This is a genomic window from Ensifer sp. YR511 (assembly GCF_900103045.1).
In the GTDB taxonomy this organism is placed as follows: Bacteria; Pseudomonadota; Alphaproteobacteria; order Rhizobiales; family Rhizobiaceae; genus Ensifer; species Ensifer adhaerens.
In genome coordinates, this window is record NZ_FNGR01000007.1 from 1 (window position 1) to 17089 (window position 17089).

Here is a 17089-nt window from a genome sequence, read left to right on the forward strand (position 1 = left end):
CGCGGGGTGGAGCAGCCCGGTAGCTCGTCAGGCTCATAACCTGAAGGCCGCAGGTTCAAATCCTGCCCCCGCAACCAAATCAAAAAAAGCCCGCATGGAGAAATCCAGCGGGCTTTTTGACGTTTGAACCGCCGAAAGCATTCCCCTGCTAAGCCGCAAGCGTCCAATTTAGGCGACTTCCTGAGATCTGATCACGTCCGCCAGGATGGCATTCAGCGCAAACGCACGCTCCAGTGGGACATAATGGCCGCAAGCCGGGAGGACGTGCAAACGGCCATCGATCGCGGCTGCGGCCTGCAAGGCGCTCGCGCTAGGCCCCGGAGCGACGTCGTCCGCTCCGGACACGATCGTGATCGGCCCCGGAAACGTCGAGAGGCAGTGATCCCGGCTCGGCCGCGTATGAAACACGGTAACGCCCCTTGCTATCTCCGCCGCCGAGGATCGTAACGCCATTTCCTTCGCCCGGTCGACCGTTGCCGTGCTGGCGGTGCGGGAAAACAGCGGCGCCCAATAGGAGTACCAGGCAGCCTCCAGGCCTTCTTCGTCAATCAGCCTGAGCGCAGAGGCATGGAAAGTCGGTTCGGGATGATGCCTGGCCTTCGTGCCGATCAGCACCAGCGCCGAGACCCGTTGCGGTGCGATGGTCGCGACCTCGAGCGCGCATGATCCGCCGACGGAACAGCCGACCACGATGATATTGTCGCCCTTCAGCGGTTTGAGTGCGGCCCGCGCCCATGCGTCAATCGTCTCTCCCGAAGAATAGAGGGTCGGGGCATGGGTTGCGCCTGGCAGCAGATGCATCTGCTCCGCCCACATGGAACTGTCGAGCGGCAATGCGTGCAGCAGCAAGAGTTCGGGGGCCGATCTTGGCTGTGGCCCGTTGGCGGAATGGGCGATCATGGAACGCACTATGAGCCAGCCGCCGGCGAAAGGGCAATCCTGCCGCGCTTCGGACGGTTCACCAGCGGAGCGATGTCCGCAATAGTCCGTCAGGAGTGTAGTGTTGCTCGATATGCCCGCGCGCCCCCGCTGGACAATCGCGCAAAAATAGAAACTATCGCCGTGACCGGAACAGAGTCGAAACGCGGCCTTAGGGCGGGAGTGGCGCGACATGAGTTATCAGGGAACCTTGGACGTTCACCGAAGCCGGCCCGTCCACGTGCTCTTTTTCGTCTGCGCCGCTTTGGCGATCCTCGGCAGCCTGCTTGCCGCCCCCGACGATTCTCCCTGGCGCTGGCTGCATTATCTGACGAAGCCGACGGCGACGCTGCTGCTTCTCGTCGTGGTGTTGCGAACGATCTCTGAAACACCCAGCGCCTATGCCTGGGCCGTTGCTATCGGTCTCGTCTTCGCGGCGGCCGGCGATGTCTTTCTTATGCTGCCGGGTGATTATTTCCTGGCAGGCCTCGTTTGCTTTCTGCTGACCCATTGCACCTATATTTACGCACTCACCCGTGATGCCAAGTTTGCCGAAAGCAAAGGCATCTTCGCGGCCTTTGCCCTCGTTGCGCTCGCCGTTGTCGGTGGGCTCTGGATCTCACTTCCTGACGAAATGCGCATTCCCGTCATCATCTACGCCCTGGCGCTTGGAGCAATGGCGGCTCAGGCCATTTCCCGCGCCCGACAGCTTTCGGGAACGCCCCGGGCAACGGCGGCACGGCTCGCCGCCTATGGCGGCCTGTTGTTCCTGATCAGTGACAGCATACTCGCCTATGGCCGCTTCCGCTTCGCGATCCCCTTCAACGCGCTCTGGGTGCTTGGCACCTACTACGCAGCCCAATGGTTCTTTGCCCGCTCGACCGATGACCATAGCCACTGACAACCCCGCAGGTCTCCATGCCACTTTCGACGGGCTACGCACGACCTGGCGCGACAACCGGCCGTCCGTCGAACAACGCCGTGCGGACCTGAGCCGGCTCAGGGACCGCCTGCGCGACCGCATGGAGGAGATGTGCGAGGCGATCGAAGAGGATTTTGGTCATCGCGCCCGGCATGAGACGTTGCTTGGCGAAGGGGGTGTCGTACTCTCGGAGATCGACCACACGCTGGCGAAGCTCAAACACTGGGTTCGGCCGGAACGACGCAAGGCCGGTTGGAAGCTATGGCCGGCGAAGGCCGAAGTGCGCTTCGTGCCGCTCGGTGTCGTCGGTATCATTTCGCCGTGGAACTACCCGGTCAACCTGGCGCTTGCCCCCTTGGTGGCGGCGATCGCGGCCGGTAACCACGTGTACCTGAAGCCGTCCGAACACACGCCGCGCACCGCGGAATTCCTTCGCTCGCTGCTTGCCGAAGTCTTTCCCGAGACACGGGTGGCTGTTGCCCTGGGGGCCGCCGAGCTTTCGGCAGCCTTCTCCGCCCTTCCCTTCGATCACTTGTTCTTCACCGGCTCGACCGCCGTCGGCCGCAAGGTGATGGCGGCGGCCGCGCAGAACCTGACACCTGTCACGCTGGAGCTCGGCGGCAAATCGCCGGCGATCGTCGGCGAAGCCGCAGACCTCGCCAAGGCTGCTGCGCGCATCGCGACCGGAAAGTTCTTCAACGCCGGGCAGACCTGTATCGCGCCCGACTATGTGCTGATCCATGAGAGCAGGCGGGATGCTTTCGTGGAGCAGCTCAAACGGGAGGCTGTGGCGCGCTATCGGTCGAAGCGTGGTCTCGACGATTACACGTCGATCATCAACGACGCCCAGTACGAGCGCCTGAAGCGGCTCATTGCGGATGCCGAGGCGCGCGGTCATCCGGTGGTTTCCCTTCTCGAAGGGGCAGCAGACGCGATAGCGCGGGAACGCGTCCTGCTGCCGACGCTCGTGCTTGATCCGGACCACGACAGCGCCGTCATGGGCGAGGAGATTTTTGGGCCCATCCTTCCCATCGTCAGTTACGCTTCCATCGACGAAGCCATCGCCTATGTGCGCGATCGCGACCGCCCGTTGGCACTTTATTGCTTCAGTCGCGATAACGTTGAAATCGAGGCCGTCCTGTCACGCATCGTCGCCGGCGGGGTCTGCGTCAACGACACGCTCTACCAGTTCGGCTGCAACGACCTGCCTTTCGGCGGCGTCGGCGCCAGCGGCATAGGCCACTATCACGGGCGCGACGGGTTCCTGACCTTCTCCAAGGCGATGCCGGTGCTGAGGAAACTCGATCCGGCGCCGAGCGACCTGGTGAAACCGCCCTATCGGGGCATTGCCGACTGGGTCATCCGCTTCCTGTCGCGATAATTCGCCAAAAAATCTGCAATCACGCAGCAATTTGGCCTTGTAGCTCTAGTTGCTAGAGGTCGTAGCCTTGCTTCAGAATTTGCAAGGAGCAGGTTATGGCGAGCACTATTCGGGAAGCCCGTTATCGCGTCGAGGGCATGGATTGCGCGTCCTGCGCGTCCAAGATCGATACGGCGGTGCGCCGGCTGTCGGGCGTCGAGGACGTATCGGTCTCTGTGTCGGCGGGCACCATGTCGGTCAAGTTTGCCGACGAAAACGATCTTGCGACGTCGATTGTGAGCAGGGTCGGAAAGCTCGGCTATCGTTTGCATCCGATCCAGGCAGGCCAGGCGTCGGAGCGGAAAGCGGCGCATGTCTGCTCCGGACACGATCATGACCATAACCACGACCACGATCACGGCGATCACAGTCATGACCATGACCATGATCATGGTAATCGACACGATGAGCACGCCCATCATCACGAGGGTAACGCCAGCCAGAAGGGCGAGACAGCCGCGGCAGCGATGGGCCTTCACGGTCATGACCACGGCCCGACGAGCGGCCCCTGGTGGAAGTCGGGCAAGGGCAAGCTGACGATTGCCAGCGGCCTGGCGCTGATTGCCGCCTATGCGGTCGGCAAGACGATCCCGGCGACCGAGCCCTGGATCTTTACCCTCGCCATGCTCGTCGGCCTGTTGCCGATTGCGCGGCGCGCCTTTGTCGCTGCGACCATGGGCACGCCGTTTTCGATCGAGATGCTGATGACGATCGCCGCGATCGGCGCGGTCTTCATCGGCGCGACGGAAGAGGCGGCAATGGTCGTCCTGCTCTTCCTGGTCGGTGAACTGCTGGAGGGCGTGGCCGCCGGCAAGGCGCGCGCCAGCATCCAGTCGCTGACGGCGCTCGTTCCGAAATCCGCCTTCGTCGAGCGCGATGGGCGGCTGGATGAGGTTCCGGCCGAAACGCTGAGCGTGGGCGCCGTCATTCTCGTTCGCCCCGGCGACCGCATTCCGGCTGACGGAGTCATTCTCTCCGGCGAAAGTGCCGTCGACGAAGCGCCGGTTACCGGCGAGAGCACGCCGGTGCGCAAGGAAGTCGATGACACTGTGGTTGCGGGCACCGTCAATGGCTCCGGCGCGCTGCGCGTGCGGGTCACGGCCGCCGCTGCCGACAACACCATTGCGCGCATCGTCCGCATGGTGGAGGAAGCCCAGGAAAGCAAGGCGCCGACCGAGCGCTTTATCGACCGCTTCTCGCGCTACTATACGCCGGGTGTCGTCGTCGTCGCGGCGCTTGTGGCGGTGCTGCCGCCGCTTCTCTCCGGCGGCTCCTGGGACGAGTGGATCTACAAGGGTCTTGCCATCCTTCTGATCGGCTGCCCCTGCGCGCTGGTCATCTCGACACCGGCAGCGATCGCCGCCAGCCTTTCGGCCGGCGCCCGTCGCGGTTTGCTGATGAAGGGCGGCGCTGTGCTTGAGAATGTCGGCAAGGTCACGGCCGCCGCCTTCGACAAGACCGGAACGCTGACCGAAGGCAAGCCGAAGGTGACGGATATCGTCGGCTTCGGCCGGTCGGAGGCGGAGGTCCTGCGTCTTGCCGCAGCACTGGAGCAGGGATCGAGCCACCCGCTTGCCCGGGCCATCCTGGAGCGCAGCACGGCTGATGGCGTTGCGATCCCCAATATCGCCACTGTGAATGCGGTGGGCGGCAAGGGGCTGGAAGGCACCGTCGAAGGCATCGCGCTGTTCTTCGGTTCGCCGAAGGCCGCAGCCGAGCGGACGCCGATGACGGCCGACGAAAAGGCGCGCGTCGCCGCTCTCAACGATGAGGGCAAAACCGTTTCTGTGCTGGTCGCCGGTGGCGTGATGGCCGGTGCCATTGCCATGCGTGACGAGCCTCGGCCGGATGCGGCCGCGGGTGTGAAGGCGCTCACGGACGCCGGCCTCCGCGTCGTCATGCTGACGGGCGACAACCGCCGCACGGCCGAAGCGATCGGCCGCCAGTTCGGCATGGAGGTCCGTGCGGAACTCCTGCCCGAGGACAAGCAACGTATCGTGCGCGAACTGAAGGCGGAAGGCTTCAACGTCGCCAAGATCGGTGACGGCATCAACGACGCGCCGGCGCTGGCCGCGGCCGACATCGGTATCGCCATGGGCGGCGGCACCGATGTGGCGCTGGAAACGGCGGACGCGGCGGTGTTGCACGGCCGTGTCGGCGACGTCGCGGCGATGATCCGGCTCTCCCGATCGACGATGCGCAACATCGTTCAGAACATCACGATTGCGCTTGGCCTGAAGGCGGTCTTCCTGGTGACGACGATCATCGGCGTTACCGGCCTTTGGCCGGCGATCCTCGCCGACACCGGTGCGACCGTTCTCGTCACGATGAATGCCCTCAGGCTGCTTCGGCCCGTGCGAGCCGTCTGAGAACCACCAAATAATCCCAAGATGAAGGACCGGCGGCACCCGTTGTCGCCGGTTTTTCGCGTCCAAGTGCCTGTGTATATTCACGCTGGACTCTCACCAGCGATCTGATGAGAGTATAAGGAGATCACGGTTGAGGGCTTTCGCCCCGAAAAATCGATGATAAACTTAGACCAAATGGTAAAAAAATCGCCGGCACGGTTTCTGGGAAGAATGCCGAAGCGGGCCAGTTTGGGGATCGCAAGGCCAATATGGACAATATTGCCATCGAACTGCGTGGGATCGACAAGAGTTTCGGTCCGGTCCACGCCAACAAGAACATCAATCTAAAAGTCCGCAAAGGGACGATCCACGGCATCATCGGCGAAAACGGTGCGGGAAAATCGACCCTGATGTCGATCCTCTACGGCTTCTATCAGGCCGATAGCGGTGAAATCCTCGTCGACGGAAAACCCGTAGCGATCCGCGATCCGAATGCGGCGATCGCCGCCGGCATCGGCATGGTCCACCAGCATTTCATGCTGGTCGAGAACTTCACGGTGCTCGAAAACATCATGCTCGGCGCCGAGGACAGCCAGATCCTCAACAAAGGTATTGCCAAGGCGCGCGTCGAGCTGAAGCGGCTGGAGCGCGAATACGCGCTGGAAGTCGATCCGGATGCCGTCATCGAGGAACTGCCCGTTGGCCTGCAGCAGCGCGTCGAGATCCTGAAAGCACTTTATCGCCGGGCCGATATCCTGATCCTCGACGAGCCGACCGGCGTCTTGACGCCGGCTGAGGCCGACCATCTCTTCCGGGTGCTCGAACAGCTGAAGAACCAGGGCAAGACCGTCATCCTCATCACCCACAAGCTGCGCGAGATCATGGCGATCACCGACGAGGTGTCGGTCATGCGCCGCGGCGAGATGGTAGCAACGCGCACGACGGCTGAAACCTCGGTCGAAGAGCTTGCCGAACTCATGGTCGGGCGTCGCGTCTTGCTGCGTGTCGAAAAGGGCGAGGCCAAGCCCGGCGAGGTGAAGCTCGCGGTCGAGGGGCTGACGGTCAAGGACGGCCGCGGCGTCACCATGGTCGACAACGTCTCCTTCAACCTGAGGGCGGGCGAGATCGTCGGCATCGCTGGTGTTGCCGGCAACGGCCAATCCGAGCTGCTCGAAGCGATTTCGGGCATTCGTCGCGCCGTGTCGGGCTCCGTGCTTCTCAACGGCAAGCCGATCGACGTTACCGGCCGCGCCGACCCCTCCGAACTGCGCAATCGTGGTCTCGCCCACGTGCCGGAAGACCGCCACCATGTCGGTCTCGTGCTGAAGTTCGAGGAATGCGAAAACGCGATCCTCGGCTATCATCACGACAAGCGTTACCTCAACGGCGTCTTCCTGAACGTCGATGCGATCCGCAAGGACGCAGAGCAGCGCATCGCTGAATACGATATCCGCCCGCCGAATCCGCGGCTGAAGACCGCCAATTTCTCCGGCGGCAACCAGCAGAAGATCGTGCTGGCGCGTGAAATGGAGCGCGGGCCCGATGTGCTGATCATCGGCCAGCCGACGCGCGGCGTCGATGTCGGCGCCATCGAGTTCATCCATAGACGGATCATCGAGATGCGCGACCAGGGCATGGCTGTCCTGTTGGTCTCCGTCGAGCTCGATGAAATCCGCGCCCTGTCGGACCGTATCCTCGTCATGTTTGCCGGCCGTGTCGTCGGCGAGCGCGATCCGGATGCGACCGAGGGCGAACTCGGCCTGCTGATGGCCGGCGTTGAAGGCCGCAAGGAGGCCGCAGAATGAGCACCCCCTATGCTAAGCTTCCGGGCTGGGTCGAATACGGCCTCGTCCCGCTGGTCAACCTCGCTGTTGCCTTCCTCGTCGCCGGTCTCGTCGTGTTGCTCGTCGGTGAAAATCCGTTGGAAGCGGCCTATCACCTGATCAACGGCGCCTTCGGCCGCGGCGAATATCTCGGCTTCACGCTGTACTACGCCACCACCTTCATCTTCACCGGTCTTGCCGTCGCAGTCGCCTTCCATGCCGGCCTCTTTAACATCGGCGGCGAAGGCCAGGCCTATGTCGGCGGTATCGGCGTGGCGCTTGCCTGCCTCTGGCTCGACCAGACGATGCCGTGGTTCGTGGTGTTCCCGCTGGCGATCCTCGGGTCCGCCTTCTTCGGCGCCGCCTGGGCCTTCCTGCCCGGCTGGCTGCAGGCCAAGCGCGGCAGCCACATCGTCATCACGACGATCATGTTCAACTTCATCGCCTCGAGCCTGATGGTCTACCTGTTGACTCGGGTGCTGAAGCCGCTCGGCTCGATGTCGCCGCAGACGCGCACCTTCGCCGAAGGCGGGCAACTGCCCAAGCTCGATTGGCTGCTCGCGATCTTCGGGCTGGATATCGGCACGGCGCCGTTCAACGTCTCGTTCCTGCTGGCGCTGGTCGCGGCCTTCTGCGTCTGGCTTCTGATCTGGCGCACCAAGCTCGGCTATGAAATGCGCACCATGGGCCACAGCCCTTCGGCCGCGCGCTACGCCGGCATGAGCGAAAGCCGCATCACCGTCATCACCATGATGATATCCGGTGCGCTTGCCGGCATGATGGCGCTCAATCCGATCATGGGCGAGCAGGGGCGCATGCAGCTCGACTTCGTGCAGGGCGCAGGCTTCGTCGGCATCGCCGTGGCGCTGATGGGCCGCTCGCATCCGGCCGGCATCATCCCGGCCGCCATTCTCTTCGGCATGCTTTACCAGGGCGGAGCCGAAATCTCCTTCGAAATGCCGTCGATCTCGCGCGACATGATCGTGATCATCCAGGGTCTCGTCATTCTCTTTGCCGGTGCACTCGAAAACATGTTCAGGCCGGCGATCGCCCGGCTGTTTGCGACGCAGAGCCGCCGTGCGGCCGTCGTGGCACAGACCAAGGGAGCTTGAGGCCATGGATTTCTTCCACGTCATCGTGGTGCTCCTCGAGTCCACCATCCGCGTATCCGTTCCGCTGATCTTCGCGGCGCTGGCAGGGCTCTTCACCGAGCGCGCCGGCATCTTCGACATCGGCCTTGAAGGCAAGATGCTTGGTGCTGCCTTCGCCGCCGGCGCTGTTGCGGCCGTCACCCAGTCGGTCTGGATGGGGCTGCTTGCTGCCATCCTGATCTCGATCGCGCTGTCGCTGGTGCACGGCTATGCGTCGATCACCCAGCGCGGCAACCAGATCGTCTCGGGTGTCGCGATCAACTTCATCGTCGCCGGCTCGACCGTCATCCTTGGCGAGGCCTGGTTCCGCCAGGGCGGCCGCACGCCGGCACTCGGCGAAGGCGCACGCTTCCAGACGATCACCTTCCCCTATGCCGACAGCATCCGCGAAATCCCGATCCTCGGTCCGATCTATTCGGACCTGCTTTCCGGGCATTTCATCCTGACCTATGTCGCCTTTGCCATGGTGCCGATCAGCTGGTGGATCCTCTACCGCACCCGCTTCGGGCTGCGTCTGCGCGCGGTCGGCGAGAACCCGGGCGCGGTCGACACAGCCGGTATTTCGGTGATCTGGATGCGCTATCGCGCCGTCATCTGCTGCGGCATTCTCTGCGGCTTTGCCGGTGCCTATCTGTCGCTGGCCATGACCGCCGGCTTCGTCAAGGGCATGACCGCCGGTAAGGGTTATATCGCGCTGGCAGCGTTGATCTTCGCCAAGTGGCGGCCATTCAATATCATGCTCGCCTGCCTGCTTTTCGGCTTCCTCGATGCGCTCGCCATCCGCCTGCAGGGCAATCCGCTGCCGCTGATCGGCCAGGTGCCGGTGCAGTTGATGCAGGCGCTGCCCTATATCCTCACCGTAATCCTGCTTGCCGGTTTCATCGGCAAGGCCATTCCGCCGAAGGCCGGCGGCGTCCCCTATGTCAAGGAGCGCTAGAACCATGGAAAAGGAACTGTTCGAAGCCGCGCGTGACGCAATGGCCAAGGCGCATGCGCCCTACTCGAAGTTTCCGGTCGGCGCGGCGATCCGCGCCGAGGACGGCAAGATCTATACCGGCGCCAACATCGAGAACCTGTCCTTCCCCGAGGGCTGGTGCGCCGAAACCACCGCGATCAGCCATATGGTCATGGCCGGCCAGCGCAAGATCATGGAAGTCGCCGTCATTGCCGAGAAGCTGGCGCTCTGCCCGCCCTGCGGCGGCTGCCGCCAGCGGCTGGCGGAGTTCTCCGGCGCCAGCACGCGCATCTTCCTGTGCGACGAGACCGGCGTGAAAAAGACCCTGGCACTGTCGGACCTGCTGCCGCACAGCTTCGAGACCGAGATTCTCGGATGACCGCGGCCGCTGAACTGTTGAAGGCCAGGCTCGGGGGCCTCTCTCCACGCTATGGCATCGTGCTCGGCTCTGGCCTCGGTTCTCTGGTCGAGGCTTTGGACGAGACGTTGCGCCTCTCCTACGCCGAGATCCCCGGGTTCCCGGTCAGCAGCGTCTCCGGCCATGCCGGCGAACTTGTGGCCGGAACGCTCTCGGGCGTGCCTGTTGTCATGCTGTCTGGTCGTGTCCACTACTACGAGCAGGGCGACGCCAATGCGATGCGCGTCCCGCTCGAAACCCTTAGGGCGCTCGGCATCGAATGCCTGGTGCTGACCAATTCCGCCGGATCGCTGCGGGACGATCTGCCGCCGGGATCGGTGATGCGGATATCCGACCACATCAACTATTCGGGCTTCAACCCGCTGATCGGCGTCGACAGCGACGATCGCTTCGTCGGCATGACCAATGCCTATGATGCCGAGCTTGCGGAAAGAATGCAGGAGAGCGCCGAGCGCCTCGGCATTCCGCTTCTCGCCGGCGTCTACATGTGGTTCTCCGGACCGAGCTTCGAAACGCCGGCGGAGATCCGCATGGCGCGCATCCTTGGCGCCGATGCGGTCGGCATGTCCACGGTTCCGGAAGTCATCCTCGCGCGCTTCTTCGGCCTCCGCGTCGTTGCCGCCTCTGTGATCACCAATTTCGGCGCCGGCATGACCGGTGGCGAGATCAGCCATCACGAGACGAAGGACATGGCGCCGATCGGCGGCAAGCGGCTTGCCGCGATCCTCGCCGACATGATCGCGGCCGACGCGGTGTGCGGGTGACGATGCTTCCGCAGGAAACCATCAGGCGCAAACGCAACGGCGAGCACCTCGCCCCGGCCGAGATCGCGGATTTCGTTCGCGGCCTGTCGGATGGTTCGATCTCCGAAGGGCAGGTCGCCGCCTTCGCCATGGCGATCTGGTTCTCCGGCATGAGCCGCGAGGAGACCGTCGCTCTGACATTGGCGATGCGCGATAGTGGCGAAACACTCGACTGGAGCACCATCAGACGACCCATAGCCGACAAACATTCGACCGGCGGTGTCGGCGACAACGTCTCGCTGATGCTGGCGCCGATCGTTGCCGCCTGCGGGCTCGCCGTGCCGATGATATCAGGGCGCGGGCTCGGGCACACCGGCGGCACGCTCGACAAGCTCGAATCCATACCCGGCTATGATATCCAGCCGTCGGCGAGTGTCTTCCGCAGGACGGTCGACGAGATCGGTTGCGCCATCATCGGCCAGACCGCTAATCTCGCGCCTGCCGACAAGCGCCTCTATGCGATCCGCGATGTCACTGCGACCGTCGATTCGGTACCGCTGATCACGGCCTCGATTCTGTCGAAGAAGCTCGCGGCCGGCCTTCAGTCGCTGGTGCTGGACGTCAAGCTCGGCAACGGCTCCTTCATGAGCGATGCGCGTGAGGCCGAGATCCTGGCGCGCTCGTTGGTCGACGTTGCCAATGGCGCCGGCGTTCGCACCTCCGCACTCCTGACCGACATGAACGAGCCCCTGGCAGACGCGGCCGGCAATGCACTGGAGATCGACAATTGCCTGGCTTTCCTTCGAGGCGAGAAGAAGGGAACGCGGCTTGAAACCGTCGTGCTCGCCTTTGCCGCCGCAATGTTGGTGGCCGGCGGCGTTGCCGGCGATGCCGAACAGGGTGAAGCCCAGGCGCGCAAAGTGCTTGGCAGCGGAGCGGCGCTGGAACGGTTCGGGAAGATGGTACATGCGCTGGGTGGCCCGGCGGATTTCATCGAGCGCTCGGTCGCCTATCTCGGACGTGCGCCGGTCATTCTGCCGGTCGAAGCCTCGCAGTCCGGCTATCTCGCCGCCTGCGAGACGCGGGAACTGGGCTTGGCCGTCATCGCGCTCGGCGGCGGGCGTTCGCATCCAGACGACAGGATCGATCACCGCGTGGGTTTCGACGCGCTGAAGCCGCTTGGCACGCGGGTCGAGAAGGGCGATCTGATCGCCTTCGTTCACGCGGCAGACCAGGAGGCGGCGGAAGCGGCCCGGCGACGCCTTTTGGCACTCTACACGATCGATGAGGTCGAGCCGGAGACGAGGTCCCCGATCCTCGCGAAAATCACCTGACCAGATGCAGGTCGCCGTCCTCGACACGGAAAGAGGACAGCCGGTTCAGGAAGGTCATGCCGATCAGAGTCCCCGAGAGCGCCTTGTCCGGAAGCACCAGCGCCTGAACGTCGCGCACCGATATGCCGCCGATCTCGATTCGGCTGAGGACCGCCGGCGCTGCCCCGACGATGCCATTGGCCGTGTTGACACGTGCCGCGGCGAAGTCGAGCGTGCTCGCCGAAATCCCGAGCCGCCTTGCGGTTGAAAAGTTGATAATGATCGCACTGGCGCCGGTATCGACCAGTCCGCGTTCGGTTCGTCCATTGATGCGGAAGGTGCCAATGAAATGGCCTCTGTCGTCGGCGTCGAGCACGACGCTGCGCCCCATCGCGTATTTCGCGGTGGTCGTCGGCGGGGCTGCAGCTTCCTGTGTGGTCTTCCCGTTGTCTGCGTGGGACAGAAACCTGGTCGCAAGGTTCGGGACCAAGATGGCCGCGACTGCCGCAGCGCCGGCCAATGTCAGCAAACGGACGAGCATGGACATCACCTCTCAATCTAACTTATGCTCGTGCAAGTAGAGCCGATGATGCCTAAGACGACATAAAAAAACCGCCGGGATCCGGCGGTTTTCTCATCGATTTCAGATCCTGGTTAAGGATCTGAAAATCACTTGGTGCCGTACATGCGGTCGCCGGCGTCACCCAGACCGGGCATGATGTAGCCGAGTTCGTTCAGGTGGCTGTCGATCGAGGCGGTGAAGATCGGTACGTCCGGGTGCGCGCTCTGGAAATTGCGGATGCCTTCAGGTGCGGCGAGCAGGCAGAGGAAGCGCATGTTCTTGGCGCCGCGCTCCTTCAGCTTGTCGATCGCCGCGATCGAGGAATTGCCGGTGGCAAGCATCGGATCGACGACGATGATCAGGCGCTCTGACAGGCTCTCCGGTGCTTTGAAGTAGTATTCCACCGCCTCCAGCGTCTCATGGTCGCGATAGACGCCGATATGGGAGACGCGGGCTGAAGGCACGAGTTCGAGCATACCTTCCAGCAGCCCGTTGCCGGCGCGCAGGATCGAGGCGAAGACAAGCTTCTTGCCTTCGAGGACCGGCGAGTCGATTTCCTGCAGCGGCGTTTCGATGCGCTCCATCGTCAGTTCGAGATCGCGCGTCACCTCGTAGCAGAGCAGCGTCGAGATCTCACGGAGAAGCCGGCGGAAACCCGCAGTCGAGGTCTCCTTCTTGCGCATGATGGTCAGCTTGTGCTGCACAAGCGGATGATCGATCACTGTAACGCCGTTCATGGCTCACCTTTCCGGATTTTTTGTATCCGTCCTTTTTCCATGGAATGCGCCGTCGCCGCAAGGGTATTGGCCGACCGGAGACCGTCATCCCCAGCCGGCAAATCGCGACCTGTACCCCTAGATCCGCGTCAGCAACCGCTGGCGCGTCGCCTCGTCGACAAAGGCCGCTTCGATCGCGGTCCTGGTCATGCCGTTGATCTCATCGTCGCTGAAGCCCATCACCGCGGAGGCGATGTCGTATTCCTGGGCGAGCGAAGTGTGGAAGAACGGTGGGTCGTCGGAATTGAGCGTGACGCGCACGCCGGCCTCGTGCAGGGCCCGCAGCGGATGCGACGCGAAATCGGGGAAGACCTGAAGCGAGATGTTGGAACCGGGGCAGACCTCGAGCACTACACCCTCATCGGCGAGGCGCCGCACCAGATCCGCGTCTTCGATCGCCCGCACACCGTGGCTGATGCGCGACGGGCGCACGTGGTCGAGCGCGTCGCGAACGCTGAAGGCGCCCGAGAGTTCGCCCGCATGGATCGTCAGCCCGAGGCCGGCATCGCGCACGATATCAAAGGCGCGCGCGAAGTCGGCGACCTTGTGCATGCGCTCTTCGCCGGCAAGGTTGAAGCCGGTGACGAGCTTGTGTTCGCGCCTGGCGGCGAATTCGGCCGTCTTGATCACCGATTCCGGGCCGAGATGGCGGATGCCCGTGATCAGCATGCGCGATTCGATCCCAGTCTTCTGCCGGGCGGCTTCCATTCCGGCGGCAAGACCTTCGAGATAGGCGTGGGCACCCAGGCCGATCGTGTTGCCGTGGTCGGGCGAAACGATGATTTCGCTATAGATCGTGCCGGCTTCGGCAAGCTCGGTCAGATAGGCTTCAGCGAGCAGCGCGTAGTCTTCCTCGGTCTTAAACAGTGAGGCGATGGCGTCGTAGCATTTCACGAAGCTGGTGAAGTCTTCCCAGACATAGGCCTTGTCGCGGATGATTGCGCTGGTGTCGACGCCATATTTCTCGGCCTGGGCCAAAGCCAGTTCGGGCGGCGTCGCACCCTCGATGTGGCAATGCAGTTCCGCCTTCTTCAGATGTGCGGTCAAATGAGGCTTCTCCCATGGTGCCCCGGCGCGATGCCGAGATGCTTGGCGACGGTTTCGCCGATATGCGTGAAGGTATTGGCAATGCCAAGCGAGCGGCTGCGCAGGGACGGCCCGAACATCAGCACCGGCACGCGCTCGCGCGTATGGTCGGTACCGCGCCAGGTCGGGTCGCAGCCATGGTCGGCCGTCAGGATGACGATGTCGCCCGGCTGCAGGCGCCGGTCGAGATCGGGCAGGCGCGCGTCGAAGGCCTCGAGGGCAGCCGCATAGCCGGCAACGTCGCGACGATGGCCGTAGAGCATGTCGAAATCGACGAAGTTGGTGAAGACCAGGCTTCCGTCCTCGGCCTCGTCGATGGCTTCAATGCTGGCATCGAAGAGCGCCATGTTGCCATCGGCCTTGGTCAGCTTGGTCACGCCCTGATGGGCGAAGATGTCGCCGATCTTCCCGATAGCGTGAACCGAGCGCTCGGCCTCCACCAGCCGGTCGAGGATGGTCGGCTCCGGCGGCAGCACCGAAAAGTCGCGCCGGTTGCCGGTGCGCACAAAGGTCTGCGGGCTCGTGCCGACGAAGGGGCGGGCGATGACGCGGCCGATATTGTAGTCGTCGAGCAGGCGGCGAACGATCTGGCAAAGCTCGAGCAGGCGGTCGAGGCCAAAACTCTGCTCGTGCGCTGCGATCTGGAAGACCGAGTCCGACGAAGTGTAGCAGATCGGCTTGCCACTGCGCATGTGCTCCTCCCCGTGGCGGACGATGATGTCGGTGCCGGAGGCGTGGCAGTTGCCGAGAATGCCGGGAATGTTGGCCTCGCGGCAGATCGCTTCGACGAGCTCCGGCGGAAAGGCGTCGCCTTCGGCGGAGAAGTAGCCCCAGTCGAACATGACGGGGGTCCCGGCGATTTCCCAATGACCGGAAGGCGTGTCCTTGCCGCGCGATACTTCGCTCGCCGCGCCATAGGCGCCATAGACACGATTGGGCATCGGCATGCCCTGGGGAATGGTGCCGGTCGCAAGCTTTGCAGCGTGGATCAGGCCAAGCGCGGACATGTTCGGCAGGCTGAGCGGGCCCTCGCGCAAACCTGGCCGGTCGGCAGCGCCGATAGCGCAGAACTCGGCGATATGGCCAAGCGTGTTGGCACCGAGATCGCCGAAGGCTTCGGCGTCCGGCGCTCCGCCTATGCCAAAGGAATCGAGAACGAATAGAAAGGCACGCGCCATGATGCACCTGACAGCGGGCGCGCGGCGATCGCGGCCCGAAACCTCCGGAAAAGCGCAGGCACGCCCTCTAGGGCACCCGCGCAATCTCGAAGGGATAGCGCCGCTCGTTGCTCAATGCAATTGCGTCGCATGTCTGTCTGATCAGCAATCCGAGCATTTTATCGGCTGGGAGAGGCGTGCGTGGAAGTAGGCCGTCTTGGAGAGATCGATGGTCTTTGCCGTCGCCTGAAGGTTGGGCGCATAGAGCAGGAGTTCGTGCGGCACGGTCAGTTCCGTGCGAATGACGAAGGAGTTGGTCGCTGTGAACTGGGCGGGCAGGGAGACCTTGGTATTGACGGCATAGGGTGTGCCGCCTGCCTGATCGCGCGACCACAGGATCGTGCCCTCATTGGTGTTCGTGACCGCGATGCCGCTGATCTTCAGCGTGTAGTTGGCATTTCCGTAGGGCGCCAGGATGCTCTTTGCGATGTTCGGCACGTTGGCGAGGAAGGCCTTGTTGACTTCCGTCTGCTGCGCGACGACGTCGGCCGTAGCGCTTGCGGCGCGCGCGGTCTTGCCGGCAACTGTAAAACCGACCGAGAGTTCGAAGGCGCCGAGATAGGCCATCACCAGCAGCGGGGCGACGATCGCGAATTCGACCGCACCGACGCCGCTTCTGTCGCGCCGCAGCGCACCAAGGGCCTTGGTGATTGGCTTGAGGCGCAGGATTTCTAACGCGGAATACGGCATCGGGGGCGCCTCACTCGCTCTCGTTGCGGAAGGTGGCGGTCGCCACCATGAGATAGTCCTTCGGCATGCTTGAGCCGGCGGGCCGCAGGTTGGTGATGAACGGCCTGACGAGGTCCGTGAAGACGCTCCAGCGATAATAGGCGCGAACCACGTTGAAGGAGCCGGGGCCGCCAGGAGCAAACTTGAAGTCGGCCGTGTCGATGTCGGTGGAATCGGCCTTCCGCGGGATCAGCACGGGAAACTTGCTGAGATCGTTGACCGCCCTGACGTCCAGATAGAACTGCGAGGGTTGGCCGGCTTCGGTGGCCGAGCACTTCATCAGGATGGAGATCTCGTCGCAGAATGCCTGGCGGAACTCAGCCTGGTTCATATCGGTCAGTTTTCCCTGCTCGAAGGTGATCTGACCGGTGCGGACCTTGCGCGCCATCGTCTCCGTCGCATTCGCCAGGAGCTGGTCGCCGTAGAAGGCAGCGAAGGTTTCGAGTGAGGCGAAGATCACCATGAAGAAGGGAAGCGCGAGGATGGCGAACTCGATGCTCGTCGTGCCTTTGCGGTTGCGAAGGAAGCGGCTGAAGATGCCTTTTCGCCCGTTTTCGGCGGCACTCGGCCGCCTTGTGCCCTGCTCGATGTTCATTGCGCCGTCCCATCATGTTACGCCAGACGGGCGGCAGATTATGGAGCAACCATTGATATTTCGTTCTCAGGGATGGTGCGTATTTTAACGAATCACGCGCTTCGAACCCATAA

At 63.3% G+C, this 17089-nt stretch carries 16 protein-coding genes and 1 tRNA gene; 10 read left to right on the forward strand and 7 right to left on the reverse strand.

The genetic code is table 11. The annotated features are described in order from the left end of the window. Positions 1-77, forward strand: a tRNA-Met gene (locus BLU15_RS14495). A 91-nt stretch (positions 78-168) separates the two neighbouring features. On the opposite strand, the gene BLU15_RS14500 is transcribed toward BLU15_RS14495, so the two are convergent. Then, positions 169-900 (reverse strand): alpha/beta fold hydrolase, encoded by a 732-nt coding sequence (locus BLU15_RS14500; protein ID WP_162731793.1) that lies wholly within the window; start codon positions 898-900, stop codon positions 169-171. Positions 901-1111: 211 nt separating this feature from the next. On the opposite strand from BLU15_RS14500, the gene BLU15_RS14505 reads away from it, so the two are divergent. The 9 genes from BLU15_RS14505 (at position 1112) to deoA (ending at position 12032) form a co-directional block, all read left to right on the forward strand. Continuing rightward, the gene (locus BLU15_RS14505) at positions 1112-1819 is read left to right on the forward strand and encodes a lysoplasmalogenase (RefSeq protein WP_090296093.1); all 708 of its coding nucleotides are present in this window, start codon (positions 1112-1114) and stop codon (positions 1817-1819) included. Next, positions 1809-3221 carry a coniferyl aldehyde dehydrogenase gene (locus BLU15_RS14510; RefSeq protein WP_371589956.1) on the forward strand — a complete coding sequence of 471 codons (1413 nt, stop codon included), beginning with the start codon at positions 1809-1811 and terminating at the stop codon, positions 3219-3221. Before BLU15_RS14505 ends, BLU15_RS14510 begins: the two co-directional genes overlap by 11 nt. 95 nt (positions 3222-3316) lie before the next feature. Beyond that, positions 3317-5629 carry a heavy metal translocating P-type ATPase gene (locus BLU15_RS14515; protein WP_090296098.1) on the forward strand — a complete coding sequence of 771 codons (2313 nt, stop codon included), beginning with the start codon at positions 3317-3319 and terminating at the stop codon, positions 5627-5629. 248 nt (positions 5630-5877) lie between these two features. Beyond that, complete coding sequence (locus tag BLU15_RS14520) at positions 5878-7413, forward strand: ABC transporter ATP-binding protein (protein ID WP_034805126.1); 1536 nt, start codon at positions 5878-5880, stop codon at positions 7411-7413. Next, entirely contained in the window at positions 7410-8543 is a 1134-nt protein-coding gene (locus BLU15_RS14525; RefSeq protein WP_060519393.1) for an ABC transporter permease, read from the forward strand. Before BLU15_RS14520 ends, BLU15_RS14525 begins: the two co-directional genes overlap by 4 nt. Positions 8544-8547: 4 nt before the next feature. Beyond that, complete coding sequence (locus BLU15_RS14530; RefSeq protein WP_043622808.1) at positions 8548-9519, forward strand: ABC transporter permease; 972 nt, start codon at positions 8548-8550, stop codon at positions 9517-9519. Positions 9520-9523: 4 nt separating this feature from the next. Beyond that, entirely contained in the window at positions 9524-9916 is a 393-nt protein-coding gene (locus tag BLU15_RS14535; RefSeq protein ID WP_034805117.1) for a cytidine deaminase, read from the forward strand. Beyond that, positions 9913-10719, forward strand: coding sequence for a purine-nucleoside phosphorylase (locus BLU15_RS14540; protein WP_060580511.1), 807 nt, complete (start codon positions 9913-9915; stop codon positions 10717-10719). The genes BLU15_RS14535 and BLU15_RS14540 overlap by 4 nt, the downstream gene beginning before the upstream one ends. Continuing rightward, positions 10716-12032: a thymidine phosphorylase gene (deoA, locus tag BLU15_RS14545; RefSeq protein ID WP_090296387.1), complete on the forward strand. Its 1317-nt coding sequence runs from the start codon at positions 10716-10718 to the stop codon at positions 12030-12032. Before BLU15_RS14540 ends, deoA begins: the two co-directional genes overlap by 4 nt. On the opposite strand, the gene BLU15_RS14550 is transcribed toward deoA, so the two are convergent. The 6 genes from BLU15_RS14550 to BLU15_RS14575 form a co-directional block, all read right to left on the reverse strand. Beyond that, on the reverse strand, positions 12025-12552 hold the full coding sequence (locus BLU15_RS14550; RefSeq protein WP_089043333.1) for a TIGR02281 family clan AA aspartic protease: 528 nt from the start codon (positions 12550-12552) through the stop codon (positions 12025-12027). The two genes, deoA and BLU15_RS14550, sit on opposite strands and share 8 nt — an antisense overlap. 128 nt (positions 12553-12680) lie before the next feature. Beyond that, a complete protein-coding gene (gene upp / locus BLU15_RS14555) occupies positions 12681-13310 on the reverse strand; it encodes a uracil phosphoribosyltransferase (RefSeq protein ID WP_034805105.1) in 630 nt (209 codons plus the stop codon). Positions 13311-13427: 117 nt separating this feature from the next. Then, the gene (locus BLU15_RS14560; RefSeq protein WP_090296100.1) at positions 13428-14396 is read right to left on the reverse strand and encodes an adenosine deaminase; all 969 of its coding nucleotides are present in this window, start codon (positions 14394-14396) and stop codon (positions 13428-13430) included. Next, positions 14393-15613, reverse strand: a complete 1221-nt coding sequence (locus BLU15_RS14565) for a phosphopentomutase (RefSeq protein ID WP_090296104.1) — start codon at positions 15611-15613, stop codon at positions 14393-14395. Before BLU15_RS14565 ends, BLU15_RS14560 begins: the two co-directional genes overlap by 4 nt. A 141-nt stretch (positions 15614-15754) precedes the next feature. Beyond that, the gene (locus BLU15_RS14570; RefSeq protein ID WP_090296106.1) at positions 15755-16342 is read right to left on the reverse strand and encodes a TadE/TadG family type IV pilus assembly protein; all 588 of its coding nucleotides are present in this window, start codon (positions 16340-16342) and stop codon (positions 15755-15757) included. A gap of 10 nt (positions 16343-16352) precedes the next feature. Next, a complete protein-coding gene (locus BLU15_RS14575) occupies positions 16353-16976 on the reverse strand; it encodes a TadE/TadG family type IV pilus assembly protein (protein WP_090296109.1) in 624 nt (207 codons plus the stop codon). Between the last annotated feature and the right edge of the window lie 113 nt (positions 16977-17089).

Excerpts from the sequence above, each read along its gene's own strand:
- BLU15_RS14500 (WP_162731793.1), bottom strand. The coding sequence starts at position 900 with ATGATCGCCCATTCCGCCAACGGGCCACAGCCAAGATCGGCCCCCGAA.
- BLU15_RS14505 (WP_090296093.1), top strand. The coding sequence starts at position 1,112 with ATGAGTTATCAGGGAACCTTGGACGTTCACCGAAGCCGGCCCGTCCAC.
- BLU15_RS14515 (WP_090296098.1), top strand. The coding sequence starts at position 3,317 with ATGGCGAGCACTATTCGGGAAGCCCGTTATCGCGTCGAGGGCATGGAT.
- BLU15_RS14520 (WP_034805126.1), top strand. The coding sequence starts at position 5,878 with ATGGACAATATTGCCATCGAACTGCGTGGGATCGACAAGAGTTTCGGT.
- BLU15_RS14525 (WP_060519393.1), top strand. The coding sequence starts at position 7,410 with ATGAGCACCCCCTATGCTAAGCTTCCGGGCTGGGTCGAATACGGCCTC.
- BLU15_RS14530 (WP_043622808.1), top strand. The coding sequence starts at position 8,548 with ATGGATTTCTTCCACGTCATCGTGGTGCTCCTCGAGTCCACCATCCGC.
- BLU15_RS14535 (WP_034805117.1), top strand. The coding sequence starts at position 9,524 with ATGGAAAAGGAACTGTTCGAAGCCGCGCGTGACGCAATGGCCAAGGCG.
- BLU15_RS14540 (WP_060580511.1), top strand. The coding sequence starts at position 9,913 with ATGACCGCGGCCGCTGAACTGTTGAAGGCCAGGCTCGGGGGCCTCTCT.
- BLU15_RS14550 (WP_089043333.1), bottom strand. The coding sequence starts at position 12,552 with ATGCTCGTCCGTTTGCTGACATTGGCCGGCGCTGCGGCAGTCGCGGCC.
- upp (WP_034805105.1), bottom strand. The coding sequence starts at position 13,310 with ATGAACGGCGTTACAGTGATCGATCATCCGCTTGTGCAGCACAAGCTG.
- BLU15_RS14565 (WP_090296104.1), bottom strand. The coding sequence starts at position 15,613 with ATGGCGCGTGCCTTTCTATTCGTTCTCGATTCCTTTGGCATAGGCGGA.
- BLU15_RS14570 (WP_090296106.1), bottom strand. The coding sequence starts at position 16,342 with ATGCCGTATTCCGCGTTAGAAATCCTGCGCCTCAAGCCAATCACCAAG.
- BLU15_RS14575 (WP_090296109.1), bottom strand. The coding sequence starts at position 16,976 with ATGAACATCGAGCAGGGCACAAGGCGGCCGAGTGCCGCCGAAAACGGG.